At 67.1% G+C, this 3,323-nt stretch carries 3 protein-coding genes; 1 reads left to right on the forward strand and 2 read right to left on the reverse strand.

Translation table 11 applies throughout. The annotated features are described in order from the left end of the window. Window positions 1-84: 84 nt before the first annotated feature. Together CUR96_RS14925 and CUR96_RS14930 are read right to left on the reverse strand one after the other, a co-directional pair. Complete coding sequence (locus tag CUR96_RS14925; RefSeq protein WP_245861338.1) at window positions 85-1,338, reverse strand: ABC transporter substrate-binding protein; 1,254 nt, start codon at window positions 1,336-1,338, stop codon at window positions 85-87. Between the two features lie 57 nt (window positions 1,339-1,395). Further along, on the reverse strand, window positions 1,396-2,742 hold the full coding sequence (locus CUR96_RS14930) for an alpha-L-fucosidase (protein WP_102194131.1): 1,347 nt from the start codon (window positions 2,740-2,742) through the stop codon (window positions 1,396-1,398). Window positions 2,743-2,822: 80 nt separating this feature from the next. Here CUR96_RS14930 and CUR96_RS14935 point away from each other — a divergent pair, with 80 nt between their 5' ends. Continuing rightward, window positions 2,823-3,152, forward strand: coding sequence for an L-rhamnose mutarotase (locus tag CUR96_RS14935; protein WP_102194132.1), 330 nt, complete (start codon window positions 2,823-2,825; stop codon window positions 3,150-3,152). Window positions 3,153-3,323 lie beyond the last annotated feature (171 nt).

Here is a 3,323-nt window from a genome sequence, read left to right on the forward strand (position 1 = left end):
GGGGCGCCGCTCGGCGGCCCCGCCCCGCGGAGGGTCGCGGAGGGGGCGGCGGCCTCGCTCCGGTCGCTCATGATCGCCATCCGCTCAGCCCTGTACCGAGTTCTGGATCGTGTCCATGATCTCCTCGGCCGTGAGCTCGCCCCGGTAACCCTGCACGCCGTACTGCGTCATCAGGGTCTCGACCTGGTTCCAGGTCGGGGTGGTGCGCTGGGGTGTCGCGTTCGAGAGCAGAGCCTCGACCACGTCGGATGCTCCTTCCGTCTTGCCCTCGGCCCAGGCCGGCAGCGCCTCGATGCGGGCGGGCACGATTCCGCGGGCCTCGGCCTGCTTCTCCTGCACCGAGAGCGATGTGAGGGCCTCCACCGCCGCGAACGCCTCGTCGGGACGCTCGCAGTTGGCGGCGATGCCGAAGCCCGACCCTGCTGTCATCGCCGAGGCCTCACCGCTCGTCGACGGGACGATGGTGACGCCGAGAGTGAAGTCGGCGGCCTCGGCGAAGCTGCCGTACATCCACGGACCTTCGATGAGCATCGCCACCTCCCCGGAAGTGAACGCCTGCTGCGAGACCTCGGAGCCGTCGGCGGCCTCAGGCGCCTGGGCGACGGCCTCGACGGCGACCAGGTCGAAGAAGCTCTGCATCTGCTCGACGAACTCGGGGTTGGTGAGGTCGAGTTCGCCGTCCTCGGTGACGGCGGGCACGCCGTCGGCGAGAGACCATGCGTTGGGGATGAAGATACCGGGTGCGAGCGCCAGGCCCTTCTTGTCGCCGTCGGTGAGAGCTTTGGCATCCGCGACGAACTGATCGCGCGTGTAGGTCGTGGTCGGAAGTTCGAGGCCGGCGGCCTGGAACGCCTCGACGTTGTAGAACAGCACGATGGGCTCGGCGTCGTAGGGGATGGCGCGGATGGTGCCGTCGACGGTCATGCCGCTGAGCATCGATTCGTCGATGTCGTCGGCATCGAAGCCGCTCTTCTCGATCAGGTCGTCGAGCGGCATGAGCAGATCGCCGAGCTCCTGGGCGCGGGCCGCCTGCGTCGTGAGCAGGCAGGGCGGGTTGGAGCCGGAGAGCCGGGTCTTGACCTTCGTCCAGTAGTCGGAGAAGCTCGGCCCCTCGACCGAGATGTCCAGCTCGGGATCCTCGGCCTTGGCCCCGTCGATGAAGTCGGCCCACTGTGCCTGGTCGCCTTCGCTCGCGGCCCAGGTGTAGAGCACGAGCGGGCCTCCGGCCTCGCCGCCTCCTGCGGAGGTGCCCGCGCAACCGGCGAGCGCGAGGGCGGTGAGGCCGGCGGCGCCCGTGACCATCAGGTGCTTGATGCGCCGGTTCGAGACTGCATTCATACTGTCTGCCTCCTTCATTGGATGCTGCATTCGATGCGTCGGTGGGTAGTGCTCGGTTCAGTCGTCGGAGAAGTCGATCGCGACGACGTCGATCAGCGCGCCGCTGGGCGCGGGGGCGACGATGCGCAGTTCGCCGGAGTCGTCGCCGGCCGTGGAGGCCTCATGCACTTCGAAGCTGGCATCGTGCTGCAGGTCGATGCCGTCGGCCAGTCGGTGCACTCGGGTGATCCTGCGCACCGGCAGTCCGCGCACGATGATCTCGTCGACCGGCAGTGCGGTGAGGTGCAGGTAGAGCCGCCCTTCGCGAGCGGTGCTCGGACCGTGGAAGTCGAGTCCCTCGGTCGGCTCGACGCCGATGACGGACTCTGCGTGCGCCCGCATCCAATCGCCGAAATCCCTCAGGCGCTCGTTCTCGAGCTCCGGCAGGGTCCCGTCGGGGCCGGGGCCGACGTTGAGCAGCAGGTTGCCGCCGCGGGCGACCACATCGATGAGGGTGACGAGCAGTGAGCGCGCGGACTTCTCGTTGTCCGGTCCTCTGCGCCAGGCCCAGTGATCGCCGATCGTGAGGCAGAGCTCCCAGGGTCCTGTCGGCACCGTGAGAGGAAATCCCTGCTCCGGCGTGCGGTAGTCGCCCTGCCCGGGGAGCCGGTCGTTGATGACGACGTCCGGCTGGAGCTCCTTGATGAGGCGGCGGAGACCGGGCGCGCTCCATTCCGCGGCCGACCGCTCCCAGTCCCCGTCGAACCAGAGCAGGTCGATCGTGCCGTAGTTCGTGAGCAGTTCCCGCAGTTGCGCGCGCACGTAGTCGAGGTAGCGCGACCATTCCTCAGGGCTGGAGCGGCGGTGCCGGTCGGTGGCATCAGGCGTGTCTGCGAACTCGGCGAGGCCGGCAGCCGGCCAGTGCTCCAGCTTGTACGGCAGGTCGTCGTCGCGGAACGCCGGGTAGTCGGGGTGGTTCCAGTCGGGGAGGCTGTAGTAGATGCCCACCTTCAGGCCTTCGGCGCGCATGGTCTCGACGAATTCCCGGGTGATGTCCCGGCGGAACGGCCCGTGTTCGACGCCGAAGTCGGACTGGTCCGTGAAGAACATGTTGTAGCCCGCGTGGTGGCGTGCGGTGAACACGACGTAGGTCGCGCCGGCCTCCTTGAACCGGCGTGCAAGGTCGGCGGCGTCCCACGCCGTGGGGTTGAACGTCGGTGCGGTGGCCTGGTACCCGGCGACTGTGACAGCGTCTTCGACGGCATCCACTCCCGGGATGATCGAGCGTCCGACGAGCGGCCAGGAGATCTCGATGCCCTGCTGCGAGGCTTGGTCCCAATGCACGAATATGCCGAGTCCGGCACCGCTGAACCATTCACCACCGGGTATACGCTCGGTCGTCCGCTGGAGGGTTGCGTCGGTCATGGAACTCTCTCCTTCGAGGTTCGGATTTCCTATAGGATATGCGATAGAGGATCGGCTCACAAGGGTAGAGGGAGGAGTTGATGCGCATCGCACTGCACTCCGAAATCCGCGAAGGCGGCATCGATGGCTACCGTATGAATCACGCCCGCATTCCCGATGACCTGGCCGCATCGTTCGCCCGGATCGGCATCCATGACTGGACAATCTGGCGATCCGGGCGTCGCCTCTTCCACGTGGTCGACTGTGCGGATTGGGATGCCGCACTCGCAGCGCTGGCGGATGACCCCGCCGACCACGCCTGGCAGGCCCGGATCGGTCCCTTCGTCGAGCTGTTCCGCGATACCGACGGCGGCGAGGGGCTCGCGCCGCTCGAGAGGGTGTGGGATCTTCGCGCCCAGGTCGACGACTGACGGGCGACGCCGGGATCGGGCGCGCAACACTCCAAACATCCGATCTGGATTTTGGCGAACTGCCGGGATTTCAGGATTTCTTCGGGACGGAGACTGTTGAATCGCTCTTCTGTGCCTCTATCATCGGATCAATGTCCAAATAGTGTGAGCGCTCACAACAGCCATCTGCGC

It is taken from the genome of Microbacterium aurantiacum (genome assembly GCF_002872075.1).
Taxonomy (GTDB): Bacteria; Actinomycetota; Actinomycetes; order Actinomycetales; family Microbacteriaceae; genus Microbacterium; species Microbacterium aurantiacum_A.